The sequence below is a fragment of the Bifidobacterium sp. N5G01 genome (assembly GCF_002742425.1).
In the GTDB taxonomy this organism is placed as follows: Bacteria; Actinomycetota; Actinomycetes; order Actinomycetales; family Bifidobacteriaceae; genus Bifidobacterium; species Bifidobacterium hominis.
In genome coordinates this window covers 727,989-749,293 of record NZ_NJNP01000001.1, presented here as the reverse complement: position 1 = coordinate 749,293, position 21,305 = coordinate 727,989, and the positions used below count along the sequence as shown (strand labels likewise).

At 58.1% G+C, this 21,305-nt stretch carries 16 protein-coding genes and 1 other RNA gene; 12 read left to right on the top strand and 5 right to left on the bottom strand.

Annotated features, from left to right (window positions below):
• Window positions 1-18 precede the first annotated feature (18 nt).
• Window positions 19-1,161, top strand: a complete 1,143-nt coding sequence (locus CE168_RS03290; RefSeq protein ID WP_099571079.1) for an inositol-3-phosphate synthase — start codon at window positions 19-21, stop codon at window positions 1,159-1,161.
• Window positions 1,162-1,248: 87 nt separating this feature from the next.
• Here the strand turns inward: CE168_RS03290 and glf are convergent, their stop codons facing one another.
• Window positions 1,249-2,427: a UDP-galactopyranose mutase gene (glf, locus tag CE168_RS03285; RefSeq protein ID WP_099571078.1), complete on the bottom strand. Its 1,179-nt coding sequence runs from the start codon at window positions 2,425-2,427 to the stop codon at window positions 1,249-1,251.
• Window positions 2,428-2,626: 199 nt separating this feature from the next.
• On the opposite strand from glf, the gene ffs reads away from it, so the two are divergent.
• The 5 genes from ffs (at window position 2,627) to CE168_RS03260 (ending at window position 9,095) form a co-directional block, all read left to right on the top strand.
• Window positions 2,627-2,723, top strand: an RNA gene (gene ffs / locus CE168_RS03280) — signal recognition particle sRNA small type.
• 53 nt (window positions 2,724-2,776) lie between these two features.
• Window positions 2,777-4,015 carry a phosphatase PAP2 family protein gene (locus CE168_RS03275; RefSeq protein WP_099571185.1) on the top strand — a complete coding sequence of 413 codons (1,239 nt, stop codon included), beginning with the start codon at window positions 2,777-2,779 and terminating at the stop codon, window positions 4,013-4,015.
• Window positions 4,016-4,140: 125 nt separating this feature from the next.
• The gene (gene topA, locus CE168_RS03270; protein ID WP_099571077.1) at window positions 4,141-7,182 is read left to right on the top strand and encodes a type I DNA topoisomerase; all 3,042 of its coding nucleotides are present in this window, start codon (window positions 4,141-4,143) and stop codon (window positions 7,180-7,182) included.
• 108 nt (window positions 7,183-7,290) lie between these two features.
• A complete protein-coding gene (tmk, locus tag CE168_RS03265; protein ID WP_099571184.1) occupies window positions 7,291-7,944 on the top strand; it encodes a dTMP kinase in 654 nt (217 codons plus the stop codon).
• The gene (locus CE168_RS03260) at window positions 7,941-9,095 is read left to right on the top strand and encodes a DNA polymerase III subunit delta' (RefSeq protein WP_065446837.1); all 1,155 of its coding nucleotides are present in this window, start codon (window positions 7,941-7,943) and stop codon (window positions 9,093-9,095) included. The genes tmk and CE168_RS03260 overlap by 4 nt, the downstream gene beginning before the upstream one ends.
• Before the next feature lie 452 nt (window positions 9,096-9,547).
• On the opposite strand, the gene CE168_RS03255 is transcribed toward CE168_RS03260, so the two are convergent.
• On the bottom strand, window positions 9,548-10,585 hold the full coding sequence (locus CE168_RS03255; RefSeq protein WP_099571076.1) for a LacI family DNA-binding transcriptional regulator: 1,038 nt from the start codon (window positions 10,583-10,585) through the stop codon (window positions 9,548-9,550).
• 239 nt (window positions 10,586-10,824) lie between these two features.
• Window positions 10,825-11,085 (bottom strand): HPr family phosphocarrier protein, encoded by a 261-nt coding sequence (locus tag CE168_RS03250; protein ID WP_099571075.1) that lies wholly within the window; start codon window positions 11,083-11,085, stop codon window positions 10,825-10,827.
• A gap of 337 nt (window positions 11,086-11,422) precedes the next feature.
• Here CE168_RS03250 and ptsP point away from each other — a divergent pair, with 337 nt between their 5' ends.
• The 4 genes from ptsP to CE168_RS03230 all read left to right on the top strand — a co-directional run bounded on the left by ptsP (window position 11,423) and on the right by CE168_RS03230 (window position 17,115).
• Window positions 11,423-13,072, top strand: coding sequence for a phosphoenolpyruvate--protein phosphotransferase (ptsP, locus tag CE168_RS03245; RefSeq protein WP_099571074.1), 1,650 nt, complete (start codon window positions 11,423-11,425; stop codon window positions 13,070-13,072).
• A 183-nt stretch (window positions 13,073-13,255) separates the two neighbouring features.
• On the top strand, window positions 13,256-13,813 hold the full coding sequence (locus tag CE168_RS03240; RefSeq protein ID WP_099571073.1) for a YbhB/YbcL family Raf kinase inhibitor-like protein: 558 nt from the start codon (window positions 13,256-13,258) through the stop codon (window positions 13,811-13,813).
• A gap of 84 nt (window positions 13,814-13,897) precedes the next feature.
• Window positions 13,898-15,490, top strand: a complete 1,593-nt coding sequence (locus CE168_RS03235; RefSeq protein ID WP_099571072.1) for a C69 family dipeptidase — start codon at window positions 13,898-13,900, stop codon at window positions 15,488-15,490.
• A gap of 107 nt (window positions 15,491-15,597) precedes the next feature.
• A complete protein-coding gene (locus tag CE168_RS03230) occupies window positions 15,598-17,115 on the top strand; it encodes a formate--tetrahydrofolate ligase (RefSeq protein WP_099571071.1) in 1,518 nt (505 codons plus the stop codon).
• A gap of 253 nt (window positions 17,116-17,368) precedes the next feature.
• Here CE168_RS03230 and CE168_RS03225 read toward each other — a convergent pair whose 3' ends face one another.
• A complete protein-coding gene (locus tag CE168_RS03225) occupies window positions 17,369-17,716 on the bottom strand; it encodes a phenylpyruvate tautomerase MIF-related protein (protein WP_099571070.1) in 348 nt (115 codons plus the stop codon).
• Window positions 17,717-17,889: 173 nt separating this feature from the next.
• Between CE168_RS03225 and CE168_RS03220 the strand changes: the two genes are divergently transcribed.
• Entirely contained in the window at window positions 17,890-18,426 is a 537-nt protein-coding gene (locus CE168_RS03220; RefSeq protein ID WP_180753670.1) for a GtrA family protein, read from the top strand.
• 177 nt (window positions 18,427-18,603) lie between these two features.
• Here CE168_RS03220 and CE168_RS03215 read toward each other — a convergent pair whose 3' ends face one another.
• Window positions 18,604-20,028 (bottom strand): MFS transporter, encoded by a 1,425-nt coding sequence (locus CE168_RS03215; RefSeq protein WP_099571068.1) that lies wholly within the window; start codon window positions 20,026-20,028, stop codon window positions 18,604-18,606.
• Between the two features lie 486 nt (window positions 20,029-20,514).
• Between CE168_RS03215 and CE168_RS03210 the strand changes: the two genes are divergently transcribed.
• Window positions 20,515-21,174: a histidine phosphatase family protein gene (locus tag CE168_RS03210; protein WP_099571183.1), complete on the top strand. Its 660-nt coding sequence runs from the start codon at window positions 20,515-20,517 to the stop codon at window positions 21,172-21,174.
• Window positions 21,175-21,305: the final 131 nt, after the last annotated feature.

Sequence of the window (21,305 nt, the reverse complement as noted above, 5' to 3'; positions counted from 1 at the left end):
CAGAGGAGTCGTTTACAGATGAGCATTCGTGTAGCTATCGCCGGTGTTGGCAATTGCGCCTCGTCGTTGGTGCAGGGCATTGAATACTACAAAGATACGAAGGACGAGGATAAGATTCCCGGCCTGATGCACAACAATTTCGGCGGATACCGCGTACGTGACATCGAATTCGTCACCGCGTTCGACGTGGATGCGCTGAAGGTCGGCAAGGACTTGTCTGAAGCCATCGAGGCGTCGCAGAACAACACGATCAAGTTCGCCGACGTGCCGAACCTGGGCGTCGAGGTGCTGCGCGGTCCGACCAACGATGGCTTGGGCGAATACTACCGTCAGATGATCGAAGAGTCTGACGCCGAGCCGGTCGACGTGGCCCAGGTGCTGCGTGACAAGAAGGTCGACGTGCTTGTTTCCTACCTGCCGGTCGGTTCCGAGCAGGCCGACAAGGCGTACGCCCAGGCCGCCATGGACGCCGGCTGCGCGTTCGTGAACTGCCTGCCGGTGTTCATCGCCTCCGATCCGGAATGGGCGCAGAAGTTCCGTGACGCCGGTGTGCCGATCGTCGGTGACGACATCAAGTCTCAGGTTGGCGCCACGATCACGCACCGCGTGCTCGCCCGCCTGTTCGAAGACCGTGGCGTGCGCCTGGACCGCACGTACCAGCTCAATGTGGGCGGCAATATGGACTTCATGAACATGCTGCAGCGTTCGCGCCTGGAATCCAAGAAGATTTCCAAGACTCGCGCCGTCACTTCCGTGGTGCCGCACGATATGGACCCGCACAATGTGCATATCGGCCCGTCCGATTACGTGGCATGGCTTGACGACCGCAAGTTCGCGTTCGTGCGTCTTGAGGGCACCACGTTCGGTGATGTGCCGCTGAGCTTGGAATACAAGCTGCAGGTGTGGGATTCCCCGAATTCCGCCGGTATTGTGATTGACGCCGTGCGTGCCGCCAAGATTGCGCTCGATCGCCATCTGGCCGGTCCGATTCTGGCTCCGAGCTCCTACTTCATGAAGTCGCCGGCCGTCCAGCACGAGGATGGTGAGGCGCGCCGCTTGGTGGAGGAGTTCATCAAGGGTAGCGTTGAGGGCAGCGAAGAGCAGCTTGATGCCGATGTCGCCGCAGCGAAGGCCGCCGGCAAGGATGTGTGGCGCGCCTGATTTTTGGTTCGCCTGATATGAGGAATCCCCAATCTACCGTCGGTGGATTGGGGATTCTTCATTACGATTTGGAAACGATGCGTATCGTCACTTCTTGAGGAGTGGTTCGACCTGTTCCTCGTACGCGGTCAGCGCGGTGTCGATCACATTGTGCATGTCGTAGTACTTGTACGTGCCCAGACGGCCGCCGAACACCGTCTTCGGCTCGGCCTTCGCGAGCTCCTCGTACTTCGCGTACAGCGCCCTGTCGGCCTCCGTGTTGATCGGATAGTACGGCTCGTCGCCACGCTCGGCGAAACGGCTGTACTCCTCCCACACCACGGTCCTGTCGGGATTCTGGGAGGAGGCGCGCTCCGGGTTGAAGTTCTTGAACTCGATCGCGCGCGTGTACGGCACGTCCGCGTCGGAGAAGTTCATCACCGGGCATCCGAAATGGTCGCCCTCGTCGTAACGCACCTCCTTGAAGTCGACCGTGCGCCACTTGAGCTCGCCCAGCGAGTAGTCGAAGTAGCGGTCCACCGGGCCCGTGTACACCACCGGCACGCCAGCCGTGGCCAAAGCCTTCCTGTTGTACGGCTGGGACTCGTCGAAGAAGTCGGTCTCCAGGGTCACGTGGATGCGCGGATCGTCGATCATGCGCTCCATCCACGCGGTGTAGCCGTCCGTGGGCAGGCCCTCCCACGTGTCCCTGAAATAGCGGTTGTCGTAGTTGAAACGCACCGGCAGGCGGTTGATGATGCCCGCGGGCAGGTCCTTCGGGTCAGTCTGCCACTGCTTGCCCGTGTAGTTCTTGATGAACGCCTCGTACAGGGGACGGCCGATCAGCGAAATGCCCCTGTCGTTGAGGTTCCGGGGATCCTGGCCCGCCAGCTCGCCGGCCTGCTCGGCCACGAGCGCCCTGGCCTCGGCGGGCGTGTAGTGGGCATGGAAGAACTGGTTGATGGTGCCCAGGTTGATCGGCAGGGGGTAGACCTCGCCGTCGTGCGTGGCGTACACGCGGTGCACGTAGTTCGTGAACGAGGTGAACCTGTTCACGTAGTCCCACACGCGCCGGTTGGACGTGTGGAACAGGTGGGCGCCGTACTTGTGGATCTCCGCGCCGGTCTCCTCGTCCATGTAGCTGTACGCGTTGCCGCCGATGTGGTCACGCACGTCGATGATCTCGACCCTCGCGCCCAGATGCTCCACGGCCTGCTGGGCCACGGTCAGGCCGAACAGGCCCGCGCCCACGACCACCAGATCGGGATACTCCACCGATTCAGTCATAAGAACAACCTTCCGAACTCAAACAAACACACAATATTCGTGTGCGATTCCTCATCAAGCATACCCGTCCATCCTCCTTAACATGGGGTGCAGCATTTTTGACGTTCGATTTTTTCGTATGGCGAGGCCTGCATGGCGACCTATGGCATGGCCTACGTGGGTTTCCGGCGCGGTTCGGTCCGGGCATGGTGTACACTGGTCTTTGCCTCCGCGTGGCGGTACGTCACCCAACTCCCCCAGGGCAGGAATGCAGCAAGGGTAAGTGGCCTCTTCCGGGTGCGTGGAGGTTTTCTTATATCTTCTTGCCATTCCTGCATACCGTAGAGCCGATGTCGTATTCTCAATGATTATGACCGACGAATTCAAGCCAATCATCCGAGACCCGCATAAGTCCGCGAATATGTTGGAGCAGCCGGTCGCGCCCGTTCCTGCACCGCAGCCGCCATCGTCGCAGACAGCTTCCCAACAATCATCGCCGCAGTCCGCGCCGATTCCCGCGCAACCCGCGTCGGATCAACAATCCTCGCAGTCTTGGCAAAAACTGGAATTTTCCGACACTGCGCAGGTTGCATCAGCCGCACCGGTCTCGCCGATTGCGCAAGCCGGCCAAGTCGATCCGATCGAACAGGTGCTTTCCCCACGTGAAGTGAACGCAGGACTCGCCAAAGTCGATCCGCTGACCCGTCGCCCGCGCGTATCGAGCATCGTGCTCAGCGTGGCGTTCGGTCTGCTGCTGCTTGCCGCCGCAGCGGGCGTCTGGTGGTTGGGCGTGCGCACGATGGAAGGCCAAAGCTATGAGGATATGGTCTGGTCGAAATTCGACGCGGCCCTGCCGGGATGGCTGGAACCGGTCGTGCATGTCTTCACCATTTCCACCGTTGTAGTCGCAACAAGCGTGATTATGTCGATAATCGCCCTCGTCGTGCTCATCGTAAGAAAACGATGGCTGTTGATCGCGCAACTGGCGGCATTCGGCGGAATCTGCTTTGTCGCGGCGGAGTTGCTGAAGCCGCTGCTGCCACGTCCGTACCTGATTAATCTGGAATCAAATCCCAATAATTCCGCGCCTTCCGGGCATGTCATACTCGCTGCGACGGCGGGGGCGATCCTGTTGTGCGCCGTGCCTCGCATGTGCCGTGCATTGGTTGCGGTGATTGGTTGGGCGTACGCGGTGCTTGTCGGATTGTCTGTGATCGCGGGGCAGTGGCACCGCCCGACTGACGTGATCATGGCACTGCTGATCGTCGGCGGAGTGGGCATGCTCATGCTCGCCGCAACGTTTGCGAACGGTATGGATGAGCCCGGATCGCGTGCGTCGTCGCCTTCCGTGCAGATCGTCGGCAGCGTGTTGCTGACGTTCGGTGTGCTTGGCACCCTGTATGGCGCGTACATTATTTGGCAGATCCAGCCGGGACTTGCGATGAGCGCGGAATGGACGAATTCCGGCGCGCATCTTTCCACGGTGATTTTGACTGCTTCCATCGCGTCGCTGGTGTTCGGCCTGGTGTTGGCTATGCGTCAGCTAACCGCCTCGCCACTGACGAAACTTGGGCTGGTGGGGGCTCCTCCGGCACCGCCGAAACGCTGACGTCCATACCTGCGAGTGCACCGAAATTTTACGGTGAAGGCCGCTCGCGCCACACGGGCGGTTTGCCAACTGCATACGGTCAGTGAGTATTATTGCGTTGCAAACGCTAGTAATAAGGAGTGGCTATGGCTACCGGCAGCAAGCTCGTGATTGTGGAGTCTCCCACCAAGGCCAAGAAAATCGGTGGGTATTTGGGCTCCGAATATACGGTGATGGCCTCGGTCGGCCATATTCGAGATCTTGCGCAGCCAAGCCAGGTGCCAGCCGTCGACAAAACCAAATTCGGCAAGTTCGGAGTTGACGTGGAAGACGGATTCAAGCCGTACTACATCGTCGACGGCAACAAGAAGAAAACCGTGTCCGAGCTGAAAAGCGCGTTGAAAAAAGCCGACACCCTGTACCTCGCAACCGATGAGGATCGCGAGGGGGAGGCCATCGCCTGGCATTTGGTACAGACGCTCAAGCCGAAAGTGCCGGTCAAGCGCATGGTGTTCCACGAAATCACGAAGGAAGCCATCAAAGCGTCGCTTGACAATACTCGCGACGTTGACGACGACATGGTCGACGCTCAGGAAACCCGCCGTATTTTGGACCGCTTGTACGGTTATGAGCTTTCTCCGGTGCTGTGGCGCAAGGTTGGTCCGGGTCTTTCCGCGGGTCGTGTGCAGTCCGTTGCCACGCGTTTGATCGTGGAGCGCGAACGCGAGCGTATGGCGTTCGTGCGTGCTTCGTATTGGGATGTCACCGCAACGTTGGAAGCGCCGGATGCCGATGGCAACAATGTTGCGTTTGATTCTCGTATGGTGTCGCTTGGTGGGCGTCGTTTGGCGGGTTCCAAGGATTTCGGCGCCGATGGCAAGCTGACTGCGACCGATGCGAAGGATCAGGTCATGCAGTTGGATGAGGCGCAGGCTTCCGCGATTGCGCAGGCGTTGGAATTTGCAACGTTTACCGTCGCGTCGATGGAAACGAAGCCGTACCGTCGCCGTCCGGTTCCACCGTTTACTACGTCTACATTGCAGCAGACCGCCGGCAATCGTCTCGGCATGAGCTCACGTCAGACCATGCGTGCGGCGCAAGGATTGTATGAAAACGGCTATATTACCTACATGCGTACCGATTCGGTGACGCTGTCGCAGGAAGCGATCGCAGCTGCGCGTGAAGCGGTCGTCAAGCATTTCGGCGAAAACTATCTGTCGGATGCGCCGAAACAATATGCCACAAAAACCGCGGGTGCGCAGGAAGCCCACGAATGCATTAGGCCAGCGGGTGCGAAATTCCGTGACCCTGCGGAAATCGCAAGCAAAGTGCCGGCCGACCAGCTCAAGCTGTACACGCTGATCTGGCAGCGCACGCTTGCCTGCCAGATGGCCGACGCAACCGGTTCCACGGCGACCGTGCGACTGTCTGCGCCGACCGAATCGAATGGGGAAGCCATGTTCCAGGCTTCCGGCACTGTCATCGAATTCCCCGGCTTTATGAAGGCGACCGGTGAAGGCCGCCGTGCGTCCGCCGAATCGAAGAAGAGTGATGCTGCTGAAAGCGTTGAACAGGCTGCGCAATCCGGCAAATCCAGCAAAGCGAATAAGAAGTCGGATGACAATGTGTCGCTGCCGCCGATGAATCCGGGCGATGCGCTCGCTGCGGTGGCGGTTGACGCCGACGGACACGAAACTCAGCCTCCGGCGCGTTACACCGAAGCGTCGCTCGTGAAAACGTTGGAACAGAAGGAAATTGGCCGCCCGTCCACGTATGCGAGCATTATTTCCACGATTATCGATCGTGGGTACGTGTATGAGCGTGGTCGTGCGTTGATTCCGTCGTGGCTCGCGTTCTCCGTGGTCAAATTGCTGGAAACGAAGTTTCCGCGGTACGTGGATTACGAGTTCACGGCTGATATGGAAAGCGGTCTTGACCAGATCGCGAGCGGTCAGGAGACCGGTAGGAATTGGCTGACCCGCTTCTATTTCGGTTCCGGTGAGGGTGCTGCGCAATCCGCGGACGAGGCGCATGCCGGTTTGCAGCAGCAGGTCGCGCAGCTGGGTGAAATCGACGCTCGCGAGATCAATACGATTGAGATCGGCGACGGTTTGCATGTGCGCGTCGGCAGGTATGGCCCGTATTTGGAGGATGTGAACCATCTGGATGATGAAGGCAATCCGAAGCGTGCGTCGCTGCCGGATACTCTCGCTCCGGATGAGCTGACGGTGGAAGTCGGTCATGATTTGATTGAGAATCATTCCGGCGGTCCGCGTGCACTTGGTGTTGATCCGGTTTCCGGGGGCACTGTTGAAGTGCGTAATGGTCGTTTTGGCCCGTATGTTGCGTTGGTGATGCCTTCTGCGGATGCTGGTGCTGACGGTGACGTGGCTGGTGATGGCAAGCCGAAGAAGGGCAAGAGCGCTAAGAAGGCTGCCGATCGCCCGAAGATGGCGTCGTTGTTCAAGACGATGAGCCCGGAATCGTTGACGTTGGATGATGCGTTGCGTTTGCTGAGTTTGCCTCGTGAAGTTGGTTCTTATGAGGAAGCGGATTCTCAGACCGGTGAAGTGCAAACGGTTGCTGTGCAAGCCAATAATGGTCGTTACGGCCCGTATTTGACGAAGACTGGTGCCGATGGCAAGTCGGATACGCGCTCGCTCGCTTCGGAAGATGAGATTTTCACGGTTGATTTGGACAAGGCGAAGGAACTGTTCGCCCAGCCGAAGTATGGTCGTGGGCGCGGTCGTGGCGCTGCCAAGCCGCCGCTGCGTGAACTGGGCGTCGATCCGGAAACGCAGAAGCAGGTGACCATCAAGGAAGGTTTCTACGGCGCGTATATCACTGATGGTGAAACGAACCGTACGTTGCCGAAGCAGTATGCTCCCGAGTCGATCGAGCCGGCTGAGGCGTTCCGTCTGTTGGCGGAGAAGCGTGCGCAGGGTCCGTCGAAGAGGCGCGGTCGCAAGGGTGCTGCTAAGAAGACTGCTGCTAAGGGTGCTAAGGCTTCTGCTGATCAAGTTCGTGCCGATCGCCGTGCCAAGGTGCGCGAGTTAGCTGATAAGGGTTGGGCCAACACCCGTATCGCCAAGGAGATCGGTTCCACGCCGACCACGGTGAAGGCCGATGTGGAATGGCTTGCCGCCAACGAAGGATATGCCCGTCCCGCCGTAGTTCCCGCCCGGTGATGAATATGCAAGGCATATTCATCTCCTTTGAGGACGGACAGCCCGGTGGGCTGTCCGTAGCAGTGAGCAGCGGTAGCGTTGCGAACGCCGCAGGGTACAGTGATGAATATGCAGGGCATATTCATCTCCTTTGAAGGCATCGACGGTGTCGGCAAAACCACGCAGGTCGAACGGTTGCGTGCGTATGTTGAGGCGCAGGGACGCGAATGCGTGGTCACGCGCGAGCCAGGCGGTACTGTGCTTGGTGTGGCGATTCGTAAGCTGCTGCTTGGCGGTGTGGAAGGTTCCGACGCGGATATTGCTCCACGTGCGGAGGCGTTGCTGTTCGCCGCCGACCGTGCCCAGCATGTTGCCGAAGTGATTCGCCCTGCGCTGGAACGCGGCGCCGTGGTGATTACCGATCGCTACCTTGATTCTTCTCTTGCATATCAGGCGGGCGGCCGCGAATTGACGGCAGGTGAAATCCGCAACTTGAGTATGTGGGCAACGTGCGAGCTATTGCCGAATCGCACGTATCTGCTGGATCTTGACCCTGTGCAATCGCATGCACGACTGCAGCATGATGAAGATCGCATGGAGTCTGCAGGAAACGATTTCCAACGTCGTACACGACAGGCATTTCTTGACTTGGCAAAGGCGGAATCGCAACGCTTCCGCGTGATTGATGCCAGCCAATCCATCGATGAAGTATGGGCGCATATTCAGAACGATTTTGCGCAAATCAGTCAAATGAAAACTTTCCAATCGGAGGCCGCCCAGTGAGCGTGTGGGATTCGATTGTCGGCCAGCAGCAGGTTGTCGAACAACTCAAAGCCATCGCAAGTGGCGATCCGAAAGCCATTGCGCAATCCTGGTTAATTTGCGGTCCTCCGGGATCGGGTCGTTCCAATGTGGCGCGCGCGTTTGCTGCGGCGTTGGAGAGCCCCGATCATGGTCTTGGCGACGAGCCGACCAAAGCCGCGCAGCAGGTGCTTGCCGGCACTCACCCCGACGTGACCGTGCTGGCCACCAACAAAGTGACCATCGGCATCGACGAGGTGCGAAACATCATCACCACTTCCGAGCAGATGCCAAGCACTGCGCCGTGGCGCATCATCATTATCGAAGATGTCGATCGCATGCTGGAACGCACCACCAACGTGTTGCTCAAGGAGATTGAGGAGCCGAGTGAGCATACGATTTGGCTCTTGTGTGCGCCGAGTGCGCAGGACGTGTTGCCGACGATTCGCTCGCGCACTCGCATCGTCAATCTTGCCGTGCCCTCCACGCAGGCGGTGGCTGCATTTCTGGAGCAAAATGGCGGATTCGAGCCGAAAATCGCGGTGCGTGCCGCACGTCTTGCGGAAGGGCATATCGGCATCGCGCGCTTGTATGCGAAGAATGAGCAGGTGATGTCTGACCGCGACGAGCTGATTGTGGGCGTGCTTGGATTGCGTCGCGCGTCGGATGCGGTGCTGCTTGCCGGCAATCTTATCGACAATGCGAAGGCGCAGGCCGAAGCGGAGGTGAAGGTCAAAGCGGCAGAGGCGGAAGCTGATTTTCGCAGAGTCAATGGGCTTGGGGCGAAGGATCGTATTCCTCCGAAGCTGCGTGGCGCATACAATGCGATTGCCAAAAAAGACGAGCTGAAGCGTCAGACTACGCGACTTACACGTGATGTGCTTGACCGTGCGTTGAACTCGATTGCCAGTATTTACCGTGATGTGGCTGTGTTGCAGAACAATGCCGAGGATTCGGTGGGGCTGATTAATTTGGAGAATCGTTCGTCGATCACCGAACTGTCGGTGCGGCTTACGCGTGGGGGAGCGGTGCGGCGGCTGGAGGATATTGCCGTTGCGCGTCGCCGTCTGGCCGGCAATGGCAATCCCGTACTGGTCTTTGAAGCTCTCTTCTGCTCCCTCATCGCCAGCTAGGGCTAGCGGCGTTGGCACATACTGTTTTCCGAGGGCAGATTCTTCCAGTCGCTGGAGGTATTGCCCTGCTAGTGGGCGTCTTAGCGTCCTATTTCTTCCACTCACTGGATGAATCTTCCCGCTGACAGGGCTTTTGGCGTCCGTATTCCTCCAGTGAGTGGAGGAATTGCCCCGCTGATTGGTTTCTTAGCGTCCTATTTCTTCCACTCACTGGATGAATCTTCCCGCTGATTGGCCTCTGAAGGTCCGTTTTCTTCCACTCACTGGAACAATCTTCCCGCTGGTGGGGCTTTTAGGGTCCTGATTCCTCCAGTGAGTGGGGGAAATGGTTGTTTGGCTGCATGATTTTGGCTTGCTGCCGCGTAATTTCGTTTTTTCGCGATTATTTCGAACCGTGCGATCAGAAACTTGCTATCGTGCGATAACTGCCGGCAAAATTGCAAAAATGCGATTCAGCGCTGGTAATTGGTGGATTCGCGCACGATCAGTTGCGGCGCAAGTGAGATATGCGCGGGGCTGCCGGGGGCGTCGTTGAGTAGGCGTAGCGCTTCGGAGACGATTTGTTTGAACGGCGGGCGCACGCTGGTCAGCGCCGGCATGGTGGTGCGTGCAATCGGCGAATCGTTGTAGCCAACCACCAGCACATCTTGAGGCACGCGAAGCCCGAGCGAATGCAACGCCACCATCACACCGAATGCGATCGAATCGTCGGCACACACCACTGCCTCCGGCTGCACGAGCGGCTCGGAAAACAGTCGCATGGCGCAGTCGAATCCGCGCTGCACGCTACGGTCTCCGAACTTGTTCCATTCGGTTTCGGTGGCAAGATGGTGCGCTCGCATCTGCGTGTGGAACATGGCGAACAGTTCCGCCGATTCGAAGGAGATTTCCTTGCCGGCCATGTATGCCACGGATGCGATGCCACGTTCGGCCAAATGCCTGATCACGATTTCCATGGCTGTGTTTTCGTCGACGCTCACCATGGATGTGCGGAACGAGCATTGGCGGCCGCCCACCTGCACGATCGGCAGTGTGGAGGCGTAATGTTCAAGCTCCGCGGAAAGATAGGCCGCCCAGGCAGGCAGCACGATCAGACCGTCGACATGGCGGTCCACCAACGATTCGATACGTTGAACCTGCGTGGCCTGATCGCCGCCAATGCCCAGCAGCAGTTGCCGCGAATCCACGTCGATGACGGGTTCGATTGCGTCAAGCAGCTGCGCACAGAACGGGTCGGTGGCGGTCGGAATCACCAGGCCGATGGTGTTGGTGACGGTGCTGCGCAACGCGCTCGCCGCATAATTGACCGAATAGTTGAGGTGTGCCGCGGCCGCTCGCACACGGCGTGCGATGTCGTCGTCTTTGGTGCGTTTGCCGGAAAGTACGCGGGAGACGGTGGCGATGGAGACGTTGGCCAGCGCCGCGACGTTCGCGATCGAACTGTTCGCCGAAGCTGCCGAAGCTGAAGCGTTGTCGGTTGTACGTGCCATGCTCTCCTCCTACAGATATTCGAAATGCTCGAAAAAACTCGGATTATTCGAATTACTGCCGTGTCTCAATCGCGTATTTAAGAATAAAACAGCCACCCGTCGAAAGCGGCAGGTGGCTGAAAGCAAGTATCGCAAATATCGCAATCATGCATGTTGCATTGCGATTTCATAATTGCGATGCAACAACTGAAGATTGTTGAATATCTTGTGAAATTCTGAAATCTTCAGCAAAAGGAAGATCACTCGGCGTTGACGAGGATGTTCAGCAGGTTGTCTGCCACGGCCTCGTCATCGGTGCCCTGCACGTCGATGATCACGGAATCGCCCTGCTTGATGCCCAGGCCCATGATGGACAGGATGGAGCCAGCCGGAACCGGGTTGCCGCCCTCCTTGGCGATGGTGACGGTGCAGTTGGAGGCGGTGACGGCCTGAGAGAACTGTGCGGCCGGACGGGCGTGGATGCCGACGGGATCGTTGATGACGGTGGTGCGGGTTGCCATGATGGACACTCCTTTGAGTCGTGTGTTGTTTGATTTTTGGTTGTGTTATTTGAAAGTCGCGCTGCTTGCCGAGCGAAATGCCTCGGTACGCCGCTAACGACTACTATAGCACCTTTTTCTACGAAACGCAGAAAACGTTTACCGGTTGTGTGTTACGGCTTAAAGTGTGTATACTGTGGGAAGGCTGAAAATGATTTACCGGCAAAGACGGTGGGAATCATCCAGTAACTCGACGCGCAAAGCAAGCGCGGAAATCACAACAACGACAACAAACGTTCGGTTCGCGTTCCTTTCGCGGGCAAACAACGAAACAAGGAAACAGGTCAAAGGAGTTCACATGATTATCAAGGGTGTTGGCATTGGTCGAGGTGTTGCAGTCGGCCCGGTCATCCGTATGGCGCAGCCACTGCCGGAACCGTCGGACGCTCCGCGTGCGGAAGGCATTGCCGCCGAAAGTGAAATCGCCCGCGTTGAAAAGTCTCTCGCATTGGTGAACGCCGACCTGAACCGTCGTGCCGAAGAGGCCGCCAATGGTGACGAAGGCGCCAAGCAGGCCGCTCCGATTCTGCAGGCCATCGCCATGTTCGCTTCTGATCCGTCGTTGGCTGAATCCATCAAGGGTCTGATTCAGCAGGGTAAGACCGCCGAACGTGCGGTGCTCGAAGGTTTCGCCGCAGTGGAAGACATGTTCCGCGCCATCGGTGGCTATCAGGCTGAGCGTGCCGCCGATCTGCATGATGTCGGACAGCGCGTGATCGCCGACCTTATGGGCGCTCCCGCTCCGGGCTTGCCGCAGAGCGAAACCCCGTTCGTGCTCGTCGCCGAAGATCTTTCCCCCGCTGATACCGCGGCGCTCGACATGAGCAAGACCCTCGCCATTGTCACCTCGCAGGGCGGCCCGACCTCGCACACCGCCATTCTGGCTCGCGCTCGTGGCATTGTGGCGGTTGTTTCCGCAGCCGAAGCCGAAAACCTGACCGACGGTACTACCGTGGTCGTGAACGCGGCCAAGAGTGAACTTGTCGTTGATCCGACCGAAGAGGAGATCGCCACCGCCGAAGCCGCCAAGTCCCGTGCGGCCGCAGCTAAGGAACTGCGCGGCAATCCGGGCTCCACCAAGGATGGTCATCTGATTCCGCTGCTCGCCAACGTGGGCAAGCCGGCCGATGCGGCCAAGGCGCTGGAATATGGCGCTGAGGGTGTTGGCCTGTTCCGTACTGAATTCCTGTTCATCGGCAACTCCGAGCCGCCGACCGTCGAAGAGCAAACCCGCGCTTACACCGAGCTGCTGAGCCAGTTCCCGGGCAAGAAGGTCGTGATTCGTATGCTCGACGCCGGCGCCGACAAGCCGTTGCCGTTCCTCACTCCGGAAGACGAGCCGAATCCAGCCCTCGGTCTGCGCGGTCTGCGCACCCTGCGCGCCCATATGGACGTGCTCGAAGGCCAGCTCAAGGCGCTCGCCGCAGCTGATGCCGCCACCGACGCGAACCTGTGGGTTATGGCCCCGATGGTTGCCGACCAGCATGAGGCCGACTACTTCGTGAAGCTTGGCAAGAGCTTCGGCTTGAAGTTCGTGGGCGCGATGGCCGAAGTGCCGTCGATCGCGCTTATGGCTGACAAGGTGGCCGATGTGGCTGACTTCGTGTCGATCGGCACCAACGATCTGACCCAGTACACGCTGGCCGCCGACCGTACGCTCGGTTCCGTTGCCAACTATCAGACCGCCTGGCATCCGGCGGTGCTGCGTGCCATCAAGATGATCTGCGACGCGGGCAACGCCAAGGGCATGCCGGTAGGCGTGTGCGGCGAGGCCGCTGCCGATCCGGATTTGGCCGTGGTGCTGGCCGGTCTTGGCGTGAACTCCCTGTCCATGACTCCGGTGGCACTCGACGACGTGCGTGCCGCTCTTGCCGAAGTCACCTTCGAAGAAGCTCAGGCCCGTGCCGAAGCCGCCCTCAACGGCGACTTCTACCACCCGGCCAACTGAGCCGTACTAGCTGTGCCTATCGCCTATAACGTCCTATTTTTCAAGTAATGTGAGGTCTGATAGGCCCTGTTTCCCGGAATGACCCCTGCCCGCGTGCCCCCATAGGCTCGCCCGCAGGGGTCGTTTCGTTATGCCGTCAATTGAAGCCTTGTATGAGTCAGACGCTTGAGGGATACTGGGTGCATGAAGATTTCCGCAGATTTCACCGTCATTCCCGACGCGTTTGCCAAGGCGGCGCCGCCTGAGAACTGCATCGACGGTACGCCGATTGTTTCCTTCCCCTTCTACATTGATGCGCTTGATCCCGCAGTGCAGTTCCTGCATTGGGAATTCGTTGATCCGGATTCGATTCCGGTATGCGGTTTCCAGTGGAATCATTGGTCTCTGGCGAACCTGCCCGTGGACGCGCTGATGTACGATTTCAACGATTCTCACGCGCTCGCGATTCCGGCTGATTTCTCGCGCACGGTTTCCGCGATGATTCCTGAAACGATTCAGGGACGCACGTCCGCCGCTTCGCCGTTGCTGCAAGGCCGCAGTAGCGATCCCGCAGTGACGATGCGTTACAACGGTCCATATCCGCCGGATCGGGATCACGACTACTACCTGCATGTGTGGGGCACCACGGCTCCGCTTGCCGGCCTCAATCAGGGATTCTGGCTCAACGAAATGGAACGTGCGCTGCGTACTTCCGGCACAATCGTTGATCAGGGCGCTATTTTCCTCACTGGAAAAGCCTGATTTTTGAAAGACAATCTAAAGTAAGATCAGAAATATACCCGACGAAAACGTATTGACAATAATCGAAAGGATTGCTGAATAATTATGGCGTGTACCACGATTTTGGTTGGAAAAGACGCAAGTTATGACGGATCGACCATCATCGCCCGTAATGAAGATAGTGCAAATGGTGAGTTTTGCCCGAAGCGCTTCATCGTAGTCAAGCCTGAAGATCAGCCGCGCAAGTACAAGAGCGTGCTTTCGCATGTTGAAATCGACCTTCCTGACAATCCGCTGCAGTACACGGCTGTGCCGAATGCCGATTTGAAGGAAGGCATTTGGGGTGAGGCCGGTGTGAACGAGGCGAACGTTGCCATGAGCGCCACTGAAACGCTCACCACCAACGAGCGTGTGCTTGGCGCCGATCCGTTCGTGGAACTCACGCCGGCCAAGGGCAAGGAAGGCGAGGAAGGCTTTGAGCCGGAAGTCGCTGGTGGTATTGGCGAAGAGGATTTCCTCACACTCGTGCTGCCGTATGTCACCACTGCCCGCGAGGGTGTGGAACGTTTGGGTGCGCTGCTTGAGGAATTTGGCACCTATGAGATGAACGGCGTTGCCTTCTCCGACGTTGACGAGATTTGGTGGCTGGAAACCGTTGGCGGCCATCATTGGATCGCCAAGCGTGTGCCGGACGAAGCGTATGTGACCATGCCGAACCAGCTGGGCATTGACGAATTTGATCTTGAAGATGCGCTTGGCGAGCAGGAAGACCACATGTGCTCCGCCGATCTGGCCGAGTTCATTGAGCGTAACCATCTTGACCTGTCGGTGGAGAGCACGACGCCGTTCAACCCGCGTGACGCGTTTGGCTCCCACTCCGATTCCGACCACGTGTACAACACTCCGCGTGCTTGGTACATGCAGCGTTTCCTCAACCCGTACGACGAGCAGTGGGATGGTCAGGATGCCGACCACAAGCCGGTTTCCGACGATATTCCGTGGGCTCGCCAGCCAGAACGCAAAATCACCATCGAAGATGTGAAGTATGTGCTGAGCTCCCACTATCAGGGCACTCCGTACGATCCGTATGGAAAGCTTGGCGATCAGCGCACCCGCCACATGTTCCGCCCGATTGGCATCAACCGTCAGAGCCAGCTTGCGGTAATGCAGATTCGTCCGTACCGCCCGCAGGTGAGCCGCGCGATCCAGTGGATCGCCTATGGCTCCAACCCGTTCAACACGCTTGTGCCGTTCTTCCCGAACGTCAACTCCACGCCGAAGTATTTGGAAGACACCACTACGCGCGTCACGTCCGAAAACTTCTATTGGGAGAACCGCATTATCGCGGCTCTGTGCGATTCCAGCTTCGCCGACACCGCCAACGCTGTGGAACGCTATCAGGAGAAGACCGGCGCGATGGGTCATCGTATGGTTGCCTCTACCGACGAGCAGATCGAACGCTTGGTGGGTGACGTTGCTGACGAATTCGATGCGGAAGACGAAATCGGCGATGTGCAGCCGATGGAACCGGAGGGGATCATCGAAGCCGTGCGCAACGACGAAGCCCGCGAAATCCTTGCCGCAGCCAACGAGACCATGGCCGCGCAACTCAAGGAGGAAACCGACAAGCTTCTTGATTCCGTGTTGTATACTGCCAGCATGAACATGAAGAACGGCTTCCACATGTCGGACTTCTAGAATCTCACCATTCGGCTCCTGTGACCACGTTGCGGGAGCCGATTATTTTCCGCAATACAACATCGTTAAAATGACGTGCATTCCAAATCGAAGAAAGGAAACCCCCAGTGACCAGCATTGAGGACTTCACCAGCCAGTACGGCCTGGTGCAGAAGATTGACGCGTTCGGCTATCTCGATTATTTGAAGAATAATCCCGACGCTCAGCGCAAGCACGGCAAGGTCGTGCTCGTCACCGCCGACACTCCGTTGAAGGCGTCTCGCGGCGAAGGCAAGACCACCACCACGATCGCGTTGATCGATGCGTTGCGTGAGCGTGGCATCGACGCGGCCGCTGTGCTGCGTCAGCCGAGCATGGGCATCACGGCAGCCGGTTCCAAGGGTGGTGCTTCGGGCGGCGGCAAGGCCTCCCTGACCCACCCTGAGCTGATCGACTGGGGTCTGTGCGGCGAAATGGGTGCTATCGAAGCGGCTCAGAACCTGCTGGTTTCTTTTGCTGAGAAGGCTGTGGACGATGGCAAGCTGGACACCATCCTCGTGCCGCGCGTTTCTGAGGTGCCGTCCCGTTCGCTGCGTCAGATCGCGGTGGACCGTGGCAAGGGCAATGTGGCTGAGCGTGTGGTGCTCACTCCGACCTGCGAGCTCATGCAGATTGTGGTGCTTTCTCGTTCCATGGATGAGATCGCGGACCGCGTGTCCAAGATGATTGCCGGCACGAAGGACGGCAAGGCCGTGACCTTCGGTGAATTTGTTGATTTGTGGCGCATTACCGGCATTCTTTCCGATGCGGTGAAGCCGGCGAAGACGGAAACGGTGAATGGTTCTCCCGTGTATGTGCACGGCGGTCCGTTCGCGAACGTGTCCATCGGCATTCCGACGTTGGTTTCCGTGGAAATGGCGTGCGCTCTGCACGACGTGGTGATTGTTGAAGCTGGTTACGGTACTGACGCGGGCGCTCAGAAGTGGCTTGACATTGCTTGTCGCGAGTATGGCGCACAGTGGCCGTCCGCCGCGATTGTGGTGACTCGCGCTTCTACTTGGCGTGACGATCCGGCGCTCGCTTGGCGTTACCCGTTCCATGTGCAGCGCTTGGAAGGTCTTGATATTCCTACGTTCCCGCTTATCAACCTGTGGGATGGAGAGGATGATCAGGTGCCGGCCTTGAAGCAGACCGCCAAGGATCTGGAGTTCCGTGAGCCGATTATCGGCAACCTGTTCCGTGACGGCGGCGAGGCGCTGGCTCCGCAGCTTGACGCGTTTGTTAACGCGGTGGTGAACGGTTCCATGCCGGCCACGCCGCACAGCCGCAAGGGTATGGCTCTGGTGGAGAACGTGCGTTGGGTTGCCGAAAACGCGTACGGTGTGCCGTCTGACCGTGTGATTCTGAAGGACGGTTTTGCTGAATCGCTTAATGGGGCGATGGGCCTGTGCGCCAGCGCCGGCATTGACTTCGGTTCGCTCGCGCTGGTTGCGGTGAAATCTCCGGCCACGATGACCGACAACGATTCCGCTCCGGCTGAAGAGCGTACGGTTACGTTGAAGAAGGTTGAGGTGCATTCCGGTGCCGGTTTGGTGCATGTGAACCTCACCACTTCGCTGACCACCCCTATGCCGAAGATCGTGTGATAAACGAGTCGTAGCGTTCTGATCGCAACGTTTTAGGGCGGCCACTTGCGTATATGCGTAGGCGGCCGCCCTTTTTCACCCTAATTTTGGCGGTCTCTAGCGAACGTCGCAACGCCATGACTTCGCAGGAAGGAGGTAACTTCGTTGGAAGTTGTCGCCCCGAACCGTGAAGCGGGAAACACGGTGTGTTTCCCGTAGGTGAGGTGAGAGGTTCGCAATATGGGCGAACCTCGAAGGAACGGTGGTAACTTCGTCAGAAGTTGCCGCCGTTCCAGCCCCAATCGGTGGTGGCGGTGTAACGGATGTACGTGCGGTCGGACGGAATGCCCAGTTCCTTCTCCAATGCGGCCATGATCTGCTCGGTTAGCTTCTCCCAAGCGGAACCGGGCACGGAACGGCCGAACACGTTCACCTCGACGTATGCGGCCGGCTTGGAATCGTCACCGCCGAAATAAATCGGCATATTGTCTTCAAACGGGCACATCAGCCAGCCTTCGGACTTGCCGGGAACGGCGGTGATCGCCTTGCCGTATGCGGACTTCAGCGCCTCGCGCTGCTCGGCGGTGGTGGACACGGAAACATGGGTGTGGATGACTGGCATGATGCGCTCCTTGGATTGTTAGAATCAGCCTTTGCGTTCATCTCCAGTCTAGGCGTCAAACGGCTCAGACGGGGTGGTTGTGTGAGAAATTTTGGGCTTTGTCTGGATGGTCGCCAAGGTGGTCTGCGTACGCGTGTTAAATATTCGTTGTGAGAAAACTGATTGAACAGCTTATGAAATTTGGCCTCGTTGGCGTGATTGCCTTCATTATCGACTGGGGCATTCTGAATCTTCTCGTCGGCGTATTCCACATGCACAATGTGCTCGCCGCAACCATCTCGTTCGTTATTTCCCTGATTTTCAACTATGTTGCCAGCATGAAACTGGTGTTCAAGCATCGCGACGACATGGCTCGTTGGATGGAGATTGTCATCTTCGTGGTTGGCGCGCTGATTGGCCTGTTCATGAACGACGCCATTATTTGGATTTCCACGTATGGCATGAACCATGATGCGTACGTGTCGCAGAGTACGGAATATCTGATCCGTACCAATGTCGGCAAGCTCATCGCAACCGCCGTTGTGATGGTGTGGAACTTCCTGACGCGCAAATGGCTGCTCGACGATACGCATACCAACGCCATGAACCGTCTGCGCAAGGCTGACAACCGCCTGACTCCGGAGGAGTTGGAAGCCAAGTGGCAGAACAGCTTCTCGCACAAGCTTGGCGTATGGTCGATGGAACACACTCCCAACGGCTGGCCCAAGTAGTCCTGAATTTGGAAAATCTGTCTGCACAACCCGGAAATCTGCTCTGATCAAATCTGCCCTGATTTCCGATTGCGCAGACGGCCGGACAGTCCTGAATATGAAAAAGGCGGTGCCTTACCTATATAGAGGTATAAGGCACCGCCTTTTCATATGCTTTGCATGCTTAAGTACGAAAGATCACACGCTTACGGTGGTGAGCATGGGCTGCTCGGTAGAGTCCTTGATCTGCTTGAAGCCGAACAGGGCGATCGCCAGCGAGGTGAGAGCCAAAGCCGTCACTACAATGAAACCACCGTGCGATCCCATACGGTCGATGAACTGGCCGGCAATCGCCGAACCTACGGAGCCGCCGATCGAGTTCATCGCACCCATCCAGGCCATGCCTTCAGTGAAGCGTGTGGGCGGCACCAAGTGCAGCATCAGCTGGTTGCCGTTCACCCACGTCGGTGCTTGGCATACGCCGATGAACAGGTAGATGATCATGATTACCCACAGATGTTTGGCGAACATGAATGAGCCGATGCCTAGATCGACCACGGCAAGGCAGAAGTAGAAACGCTTCCACAATGGAATCGTCCAGTTCTTCGCGCCATACACGAGTGCGCCAATTAGTGAGCTGAACGAGAAGCAGGCGAACACGAAACCCGTGTACTGCTTCATATTCGCCTCCGTGGCGAACGCAACGATCGAAATGCCGGCAGCCGACTGGAACGCACCCAAGCCAAACCATGTCACGCATACGGCAATCAGGCCCGGCCCCCAAATCGACTCCTTGCGACCGGCATTCACATCCGCGGCGGCCTGATCCATGGCGGCCTGCACTTCGGCAGCCGTTTTGCCTTCGGAACGTGCGCGATCGCGGGCGTATTCGATTGCCGCTTCAGCCTGCAACGCCTTGGAACGGGCGGCTTCGCGCTCGCGGTATTCCTTGCGGGTCATGCCCGCTTCGCGAGCCAGCTGCGTTTGCGATTTCGGCTCGGTGGAAAGCTCGGTGAGGAACATGAGCGCGCCGACCACCACGCACACGCCGGTGAACGAGAACGCCAACAGGCCGGAAATCACGGCCAGCGTGGAGGCGAGCGGATTGCCGATCACCCACATGCATTCGTCGAACACGCCGGAAAGCGAAAGCGCACGGTTCGTTTTCTCCGTATCGCCTTTAAGCAGCGTCGTCCAGCGCTGACGGCTCATCGCGCCCCATGGCGGAATCGCCGCCATGAAGGGCACGATGCAGAACAGAATCCATGAGGGCACTCGAGCGGTGATGCAGGAAACCAGCGCGGTCGCCGCGATCATCCACACAATGATCGTCGGAATCGACACCTGACGCTGGCCGAACTTATCGACCAGCTTGCCGAGCATCGGGCTTGCAACGGCCAGTGCGATCGCCTGCACGGCCGTCAGCGCGCCTGCCAGCGAATAATTGCCGTAATAGTGCTGTACGGAAATCGTAATCGTCATGCCGACCATCGGGAACGGCATGCATGCGATCACCGAGCCGACCGAAAATCGGGCGGTGTGCGGTATGCGAAGAAGCTCCGCATACCCTCCGAAAAGACGTTGGCCGATGCTTTTGGCGCCGGCGAGGATTGAATTGGTCACGTTTTGCCGCTCCTTTCTGCTCACGGTTGGTGCTTGCGTCCGCCGCTTTGCGTTGCCGTGGACCGCTTGATATGTCCTTGTTCTTCTTTGACTGTTTTTCTGTTGTTGTTCTCCAGCCCCAGTTTCTCACTTCAACCTCGCTTGAACGTCAATCGATTGACGTTTCAGCGTGTTGCATAGGGGAGTGGAGATTGGTTGTGTGTCGTCTTCTTGACCTAGACAACTTTATGCGGAGGTGCTGTCGCAACACGCGGTACATTGAGGTTGGCAGACATAATTCGATTGGTTATTTTGTAAGTACTCACCACACGTTCACTTGGTGGACGAAAAGATGTTCGGCGGGCGAAAGAAGGTTGTCGCAAAATGGTTGCGCAACGCTTCCAGAGCTTGCAATTGCAGGATTTTCGTTCCATCGGTCAACGTCAGCAGTCAACGTCAGCAGTCAACGTCAGCAGTCCGGCAGCATCTTGCGGAAAGGCGGTAGGGATGCCCGCAACAACCATCCATTTCGTACGTCACGGCAAAGTCGAAAATCCGGGGCATTTGCTCTACGAACGACTGCCCGGATTCCACCTGTCGGAAGTGGGCGTGCGCATGGCGCAGGCGACCGCGCACTACATTGCCGTCAGTCCGCAACTCAACACCGTTTCCGCCATCTACTCGTCGCCGCTGGAACGTACGCGCGAAACGGCCGGCGAAATCCTCACCGCACTCAACGAAGTGCGCGAAACCCGTGGCGAGGAGCCGCTGGAACTCACCGCCGACGAGCGCATCATCGAAGCGCGCAACGAATTCCGTGGCACGCGCATCGGCTACGGCGAAGGTGCGCTTTGGAAAAACGGCAACTGGAAGCTGGTACGCAACCTATGGAAGCCAAGCTGGGGCGAAAGCTACCAGTCGATCGCGCATCGCGTGCAAGCGTTCGCCCTCGAAAAAGTGGGGGAGCATCCGGGCGAGCAAATCATTGTAGTCAGCCACGAATCGCCCATCTGGAGCTACAGGCACATGCTGGAAACCGGGCACCCGGAACATAATATGCTGCTGCGCCACACGGCACTCGCCTCCATCACCTCCATTACCTACGATTGCGATACGCGAAAGGTTTTGTCGATCACGTATGTCGATCCCGCTGCCGGCGTGAAATAATGCGTGAAACGCGCGGCGGATGGTTGTGATGGCTGATATGCGGCAGGTAACGTGCGTCGGTTGTTGAAAGGAAGGGGATTCCATGCCATTATTGAAGGGCTGGGTCTCCTGATGGGCTTAGCGAAGATATG

Excerpts from the sequence above, each read along its gene's own strand:
- CE168_RS03240 (WP_099571073.1), top strand. The coding sequence starts at position 13,256 with ATGAAGATTTCCGCAGATTTCACCGTCATTCCCGACGCGTTTGCCAAG.
- CE168_RS03250 (WP_099571075.1), bottom strand. The coding sequence starts at position 11,085 with ATGGCAACCCGCACCACCGTCATCAACGATCCCGTCGGCATCCACGCC.
- tmk (WP_099571184.1), top strand. The coding sequence starts at position 7,291 with ATGCAGGGCATATTCATCTCCTTTGAAGGCATCGACGGTGTCGGCAAA.
- topA (WP_099571077.1), top strand. The coding sequence starts at position 4,141 with ATGGCTACCGGCAGCAAGCTCGTGATTGTGGAGTCTCCCACCAAGGCC.
- CE168_RS03220 (WP_180753670.1), top strand. The coding sequence starts at position 17,890 with ATGAAATTTGGCCTCGTTGGCGTGATTGCCTTCATTATCGACTGGGGC.
- ptsP (WP_099571074.1), top strand. The coding sequence starts at position 11,423 with ATGATTATCAAGGGTGTTGGCATTGGTCGAGGTGTTGCAGTCGGCCCG.
- CE168_RS03275 (WP_099571185.1), top strand. The coding sequence starts at position 2,777 with ATGACCGACGAATTCAAGCCAATCATCCGAGACCCGCATAAGTCCGCG.
- CE168_RS03225 (WP_099571070.1), bottom strand. The coding sequence starts at position 17,716 with ATGCCAGTCATCCACACCCATGTTTCCGTGTCCACCACCGCCGAGCAG.
- CE168_RS03210 (WP_099571183.1), top strand. The coding sequence starts at position 20,515 with ATGCCCGCAACAACCATCCATTTCGTACGTCACGGCAAAGTCGAAAAT.
- CE168_RS03290 (WP_099571079.1), top strand. The coding sequence starts at position 19 with ATGAGCATTCGTGTAGCTATCGCCGGTGTTGGCAATTGCGCCTCGTCG.
- CE168_RS03255 (WP_099571076.1), bottom strand. The coding sequence starts at position 10,585 with ATGGCACGTACAACCGACAACGCTTCAGCTTCGGCAGCTTCGGCGAAC.
- glf (WP_099571078.1), bottom strand. The coding sequence starts at position 2,427 with ATGACTGAATCGGTGGAGTATCCCGATCTGGTGGTCGTGGGCGCGGGC.
- CE168_RS03235 (WP_099571072.1), top strand. The coding sequence starts at position 13,898 with ATGGCGTGTACCACGATTTTGGTTGGAAAAGACGCAAGTTATGACGGA.